Origin of the sequence: Novacetimonas hansenii JCM 7643, assembly GCF_000964405.1 — a bacterium.
Classification (GTDB): Bacteria; Pseudomonadota; Alphaproteobacteria; order Acetobacterales; family Acetobacteraceae; genus Novacetimonas; species Novacetimonas hansenii.
Window position 1 is genome coordinate 21083 of sequence record NZ_BANE01000054.1, and the last position, 6601, is coordinate 27683.

At 59.5% G+C, this 6601-nt stretch carries 6 protein-coding genes and 1 tRNA gene; 2 read left to right on the plus strand and 5 right to left on the minus strand.

Features of this window, described 5'->3' with window-relative positions:
• Positions 1–99: 99 nt before the first annotated feature.
• The 5 genes from B7G66_RS04020 to B7G66_RS04045 all read right to left on the minus strand — a co-directional run bounded on the left by B7G66_RS04020 (position 100) and on the right by B7G66_RS04045 (position 4313).
• Positions 100–1161: a hypothetical protein gene (locus B7G66_RS04020; RefSeq protein ID WP_080545399.1), complete on the minus strand. Its 1062-nt coding sequence runs from the start codon at positions 1159–1161 to the stop codon at positions 100–102.
• Positions 1158–2243, minus strand: a complete 1086-nt coding sequence (locus B7G66_RS04025) for a glycosyl hydrolase family 8 (protein ID WP_040511559.1) — start codon at positions 2241–2243, stop codon at positions 1158–1160. Before B7G66_RS04025 ends, B7G66_RS04020 begins: the two co-directional genes overlap by 4 nt.
• Before the next feature lie 544 nt (positions 2244–2787).
• Positions 2788–3282 (minus strand): RrF2 family transcriptional regulator, encoded by a 495-nt coding sequence (locus B7G66_RS04030; protein WP_003617973.1) that lies wholly within the window; start codon positions 3280–3282, stop codon positions 2788–2790.
• 477 nt (positions 3283–3759) lie between these two features.
• A tRNA-Glu gene (locus B7G66_RS04040) sits at positions 3760–3835 on the minus strand.
• A gap of 112 nt (positions 3836–3947) precedes the next feature.
• Positions 3948–4313, minus strand: a complete 366-nt coding sequence (locus tag B7G66_RS04045) for a hypothetical protein (protein WP_040511556.1) — start codon at positions 4311–4313, stop codon at positions 3948–3950.
• A gap of 48 nt (positions 4314–4361) precedes the next feature.
• On the opposite strand from B7G66_RS04045, the gene B7G66_RS04050 reads away from it, so the two are divergent.
• Positions 4362–5333: an RluA family pseudouridine synthase gene (locus tag B7G66_RS04050; protein ID WP_003617969.1), complete on the plus strand. Its 972-nt coding sequence runs from the start codon at positions 4362–4364 to the stop codon at positions 5331–5333.
• 254 nt (positions 5334–5587) lie between these two features.
• Positions 5588–6487 carry an RNA polymerase sigma factor RpoH gene (gene rpoH, locus B7G66_RS04055; protein WP_003617968.1) on the plus strand — a complete coding sequence of 300 codons (900 nt, stop codon included), beginning with the start codon at positions 5588–5590 and terminating at the stop codon, positions 6485–6487.
• Positions 6488–6601 lie beyond the last annotated feature (114 nt).

Here is a 6601-nt window from a genome sequence, read left to right on the forward strand (position 1 = left end):
GACGGAATAGATCGCCGAGCCAGTGCAGCGTGTCCGCCCCTGCCCCCGCCATTTCACCAGGCGGGACACAGGGACAGGCGGTCGCCTGAATATAGGGCCTTAGGATTCTTCTTCGTTTTCACGACGACGCAACAGCGCCTCCCGCAGCGAAGGACGGGGGCTGAGGAGTTCCGTCGCACGACCACCCAGCGTCATGAACACTTCGGCCATTGTGGGCGACCCATCAGGCGAGGCGACAGGGCTGCCGGGACGAGAAGCCTGAGAGGAATTCGTGTCTGTCTTGGTCATGCTGGTCATCCTGGAAACATTAGAACGAACTGATCGCGTGGACGCCACGGGAAAGAACTTCTTTTCATCACGGGTGTCGCGCATCCCCTGAAAGAAAAAGCTCAGATCGCCGGGACGCGGACGCTCCCGCGGGCTGAGGCGTGCCTTCGGAACAGGACTCCATTCATCGGCAACACCCCTGTCCACCGGACGCTCACTTATGGACGATGCTGATGTGCGGGGGAAAGCGTTCATTGAACGCGAAGGTACACGTGACGGGGTTGCCCCCTCCTGCACCGTGCGGACCTGCGGGCGGGAAAAGGGTTCCACCATACGGGTGTTCGGCCCCGTCACGCGCGCCTGCGGCGCAGGCGTAACCGGTGCGGGATCAGGTGGAACGGGTGCCGCCGCGACGTTCGCATACGGCACGGATGCCGGATCCGGCGCCGCAGGAGGAGCCTGCTCCGCAATCGGGGGCACAGGCGCGGGGGGAACCGGCGCCGCCTGCACGGGGGCTTCCTGAACGGGAGGCTCTGCCGGCACGGCGGCAGCCGGGGGTTCATACGTGACCGGCGCGCTGACCACGACAGGCGGCGGGGGCGCGGTTTCCGTCACGATGGCGGGCGGGTCAGGAACGACTGGCGGCGGTGGCGGTGCGACCGCGATTTGTGGCGCGGGAGTGACCTGCTCCTCAACCGCCGTGTCATGCTCCGCCTGATCGAAGTGCCTTTCAACAGCCTCGGGCACGCCTGTCACATCAAAGGAACGGTCAACAAACGGCCGGTAGGAATACTGCCCACCTTCGACACCAAAAGAACGCAGGACCCGCTGAAAATCCTGCGGACTTCCAGCCTGCCCTCCCCCAGCCACCTCATCAGACCCTGAAGCACTCACTTTATAGTCTCCTCCGCCCGCGCGATGTAAACGAGCAGCGTCAACGCTGCGGAATAATAATCGGGCGCATGATCCAGTGTCGGGAGTTCCCCAGCAGAATCAAGCCCCGTGCATTCGGCAACAGCAAGATATCCAGGCGGGGCGTTGTACGGCGAACGCGCCCCTGTTGTCAGATCAACCCATCCCGGCAGGGCATTAGCCCCGAAATTATTCCAGAATCGGGTAAAATCAGCCAACACGTTCGGCGCCAGCATATGCGCCCAATAAAAATAAAGCGGCACCCGAATCGCATCATAGGAAAAGCGCGGCGGCCATCCCGATGCGATCGACAGCGCACCGGTGGCGCGATTCACCGCCAGCCAGTCGGGGGGCAGGCGCCACTGCCCGAAACGCCCGGCGGAAACAAGGCGAATCCCGTCTTCCATCACCTGACGCCAGCGCGGGTCGGCCGTAAGGTCGAACGCCTGCAGCAGCGAGGGCATCACGTAATAGGACAGGTTGAGGATCACGCTGTCCTTCTTGGTAAAGCCGACAGCACCGGGCATGAGGACGACATACGGTCCCGCCTTCATCGTCATCAGGTTCAGCACATCGCCATAAATGGCCATGGCGTCCTGAATGTAATCGGGGCGCTGGAAACGCTTGCCCGCACGACCAAGCGCAAGCGCGATCAGCAGGTCGCCATCTGTGGCATTGTTCTTGTCGGGCACCGGGGGCTGATGCCCCTTGAGGAACCGCCAGGAAAACAGCTTGTCATTGGTATGCTGCAGGTTGGTGCGCGCCCACATCCACATCGACTGGAACGACGCAAGGTCCCCCGCCGACGCGGCGAAGAGCATGCCATAGCCCTGCCCCTCACTATGGGATTCGCCACCATTGCCCGTATCCACGACACGTCCGCTGGGACGAAGATACTTGGCGCGGAAGATGGCCCATTGCTGCGCCACCGCATCGGGGGCGGGGTCTGCGAACGCACCGGTGGATGAAAGCACCTGCGCCCCTCCCATCGCCGCCATGACCGACATAAAGGAACGTCGCCCGACCCCACTTGCGGTCGGAGAATTGTTTTCTTCAGTCATCATGGAAATCAACTGCATCAGATCTTACATATCCCCAAAGACGCGAACTCAAAGCACGATACGACACAAACCGGAACCAGATGCGGCGTAATTCCCGAAACATATCCCCGACCGTAAATTTACTTGGGATATAGTCCGCGCCGCGTCCCGATCATAATCATCACCCCGCCCTTGGCAAACAATGGCAAAGCCCGTGCCACGATACGACCTGGGGGCAGTTGTAATTTTATCACAAGCCCCGACATCGACATCCCGGCACCATGCCGGAACCCACACCGGGAACCTTCCCTTGCCAGGACAGGCACCACCTGATCAAACCAGACGCCACCACACCCGAAAGCTTAAGCAGGTGTAATAATCTTCTTACGTTCAAAGGGAATTGGAAACCCGAAAGATATTTAAAATTTCAATCCGGGTTGACATAGATCAATGACACTTCCCAAACCGCAAATGATTGCATGGGAATTCTGCATTATATTTACATCTTTACGCGCCAGAAGTGAGAATAACAGCCCCGGACCACGAAAAGAAGCAAGTAAAGCACAGATTATCCCGCACCGCCCGATTGCGGAAGCTGATCGTTCAGGACAGCTTCGTCAACGATGAACAGGCGACGCATCATGTCGTCACGCGCGGACATCTTGAGGATATCCGCAAGCGTCCAGCGGTCCAGCACTTCCATGAATGCATCAAGCGCAGTGCCCAAAACGAAATAGAACTGGCAGAACCCGCTCAGCACACAATCCTCGGCCTCGGCCTTGGGCCGCATGCACGAGACCAGTTGCCGCTCCTCTTCTGTCAGGCGCACGACGGCGCCGATGCGGATATCCTCGGCGGCCTGACCCAGCTCTATCCCGCCGCCACGGCCACGGACCGTGCGAATCAGCCCGGCACGCCCAAGCTTGTGGACAACCTTGACCATATGGGTTTCCGACACCCTGTTGGCCTGCGCCACCTCACGTATCGACACGCGCGTCTCTGGACGCAACGCAACGTAAAGCAGAACCCGGAGGGCATAATCGGTATGCAGGGTCAAACGCATCTAATCTGTTCGCATCTTCCGAAATGAAGGCGGGACATCGCCATACGGCGTCATGGGTGGCCGCATTCCGCCTTGGAACTTAAAAAACAATAATATTCCATATCCTACAAAAAAAAGCCCCTGCTATATTTATATATAAGATTTATTATATTATCACATATATTATGACAAATCTGTAATGTTGTCACAACATCCGGGCTGGCGCATCTGGCAGGGCCAGTCCTCAACCACATCCGAAGCAGCATTCGTACCTTCGGATACATGGGTCATGCCAATGCCGACAGGATACGGATTCATGGCGCCATGCCCCGTATTTCCGGCCTCATACGACCACAGGGCAGCGCACGGCATTGTTTATGAAGAGCAGGGACAGGCCAGAGAGTGTCGCCAGGGCAATGACCAGATATTTCTGGCAAGGCCGGGACAGTTTATTTTCAGACATTACACCGAATTCCACAAAAACCATTGCAGAAACAGTGGCGTCCCGTACGGGATTCGAACCCGTGTTGCCGCCGTGAGAGGGCGGTGTCCTAGGCCTCTAGACGAACGGGACAAGGCCGAAGGCGCTTCTAGAGGATTGCGTCAGCCGACACAAGCGGACGAATCCCCCAAAATGCGATCTATGTGATTTTTCTTTCACACCGGATCATTTCCCCGATGTGTTGTCAGGGCGAAACCTGCAACCGCCCGATAATGCGATTATGCGCAAGATCCCAGATGATGACACGATCCGCGCCCCCACCTGTCAACGCCACCGCCAACGCCATGTCCGCCTGCCGTGCAATGGAGGTGACATGCGTGCCTGCCGGTTCATCCAGCACCAGCCGCCCCAGATCCTGCGGCAGCACGGCCATGGTGGTTGTCACAGGCGCAGTGACTGCGGCGGGGGCCGGAATGGTGGCCGGGGCGGTGGCGCGGGGATGCGATATCCGATGCACCAGAACCCCCACCAGAACCAGCGATCCCACCGCCAGCACAATCCCCATGCCGATCACCGCGGCAAGCAATGCGCGCGATCCCTGTTTTTCCATCGTGTGCTTTCCGTTTCCGAACGCGAGTTTTTCCATTAATGGACGCCCATGACCCAAGACATCCAGCCTGAACCCGTCATTGCCACCGTCGGGGATGCAGGGCAACGCACCGACCGCTTTATGGCCGACACGATTGGCACGCTGTCACGTTCGCGCATCAAGGCGCTGATGGAGGCCGGACACCTGCTGCGCGATGGTGTGGTACTGCGCGATCCGGCCGATCCGGTGCGGGCGGGCATGCGATATGAACTGCGCGTGCCGGCCGCCGCCCCGGCAACGCCGCAGGGACAGGATATCGCGCTTGATGTCCTGTTTGAGGATCGCGACCTGATCGTCCTCGACAAACCCGCCGGACTGGTTGTGCATCCCGCACCGGGCAATGAGGACGGAACACTGGTCAATGCGTTGCTGGGCCATTGTGGCGACAGCCTGACAGGCATTGGCGGGGAACGCCGTCCGGGCATCGTGCATCGGCTGGACAAGGACACATCAGGCGTGATGGTGGCGGCCAAGACGGAACTGGCGCATCATGCGCTGTCCGCCGCCTTTGCCAGCCGTGACATCGAACGTGCCTATCAGGCGGTATGCTGGGGCGTCCTCGCGCCCACCACCGGGTCATTTGATGGGGCGATCGGACGCGACCGGCGCGAGCGCAAGCGTATGGCCGTCATCAGTAATGGCGGGGGCAAACATGCCCTGACACATTACCGCACGCTCGATACCTTTCACGGCAGCCTCAGCCATGTGGAATGCAAGCTTGCGACCGGGCGCACGCACCAGATCCGGGTGCATTTCGCCCATGCGGGACATGCCCTGGTGGGGGACCCGACCTATCTGCGCCGCATCCCGGCCGCCGCGCGTGGGCTGCCTGCCGATGCCCGGGCCACGGCGCTCGACTTTCCGCGTCAGGCGCTCCATGCCGCACGCCTTGGTTTCGTCCATCCCCGCACGGGCGCGCATCTTCTGTTCGAGACGCCGCCCCCCCACGATTTTCAGGACCTGCTTGCCGCGATTGGCTGATATTAAGGCGGTTTAATGCGCGTTTCCTTGACGCACGGGGGAATGGACAGTATCGCTTGAGGATGTTCGCCGGGGCCGACGCCCCCAGGCTAACTGGACGTCCCGCACGATATCGCCCATTCCGGGGATGTCCTGTGGGGACGACAACAAGTCCAGTCGTGCGTCTCTCGGAAAACGGCTGCAACCCGTTGGTCGCCTGCTCGTTACAGACTGACCCGCCAGCTTGTTTATCCGGACACAGGAGTCCGATTCTGATGGCCTCTTCTTCCGCAATTCTATCCGGCCCCGAAAACAACCTGTCCAAATATCTTCGGGATATCCGCAAATTTCCGATGCTCTCCCCAGAGGAAGAGCTGAAACTGTCGCGCCTGTGGAAGGAAAAGGGCGACACGGAAGCAGCACATAAACTGGTTACGTCCCACCTGCGCCTCGTGGCGAAGATCGCGATGGGCTATCGCGGTTATGGCCTGCCGGTGGGGGAACTGATCAGCGAAGGCAATATCGGCATGATGCAGGCCGTGCGCCGTTTCGACCCCGAACGTGGTTTTCGCCTGGCGACATATGCCATGTGGTGGATCCGCGCCGCAATTCAAGAATATATCCTGCACAGTTGGTCGCTGGTGAAAATCGGTACCACTGCGGCGCAGAAAAAGCTGTTCTTCAACCTGCGTCGCCTGAAGGGGCAGATGCAGGCCATCGACGATGGCGACCTGCAACCTGAACAGGTGGACAAGATCGCAAAGTCGCTGGGTGTCCCGGAACAGGATGTCGTCAACATGAACCGGCGCCTGTCCGCACCGGATCACAGCCTGAACGCCCCCCTGCGCACCGATAGCGAAGGGGAATGGCAGGACTGGCTGGTGGACGACCACGACAATCAGGAACAGACCCTTGCCGAAAACGAGGAATATTCCGGGCGCAAGGCGCTGCTGGCAAATGCGATGCAGTCCCTGAATGAACGTGAACGCCATATCCTGACGGAACGCCGCCTGAAGGATGACCCGGCGACACTCGAAGACCTGTCGCATGTCTACAACATCTCGCGCGAGCGGGTGCGCCAGATCGAAGTCCGCGCCTTTGAAAAGGTGCAGAACGCGATGAAAGCCGAAGTGACAGCCCGGCGTGAGGAACATGAAAAAGCCCACAAGGGCTGAATAATGCTGGCGGGATAATGAAAAACGGCCCGGAAGATCGCTCTTCCGGGCCGTTTTATTATACGCAGGTCATTAGAGCGTTCTGTGATTAGATTGATGCATATCCTGAGTTTT

Excerpts from the sequence above, each read along its gene's own strand:
- B7G66_RS04045 (WP_040511556.1), bottom strand. The coding sequence starts at position 4,313 with ATGGAAAAACAGGGATCGCGCGCATTGCTTGCCGCGGTGATCGGCATG.
- B7G66_RS04050 (WP_003617969.1), top strand. The coding sequence starts at position 4,362 with ATGACCCAAGACATCCAGCCTGAACCCGTCATTGCCACCGTCGGGGAT.
- B7G66_RS04030 (WP_003617973.1), bottom strand. The coding sequence starts at position 3,282 with ATGCGTTTGACCCTGCATACCGATTATGCCCTCCGGGTTCTGCTTTAC.
- rpoH (WP_003617968.1), top strand. The coding sequence starts at position 5,588 with ATGGCCTCTTCTTCCGCAATTCTATCCGGCCCCGAAAACAACCTGTCC.
- B7G66_RS04025 (WP_040511559.1), bottom strand. The coding sequence starts at position 2,243 with ATGATGACTGAAGAAAACAATTCTCCGACCGCAAGTGGGGTCGGGCGA.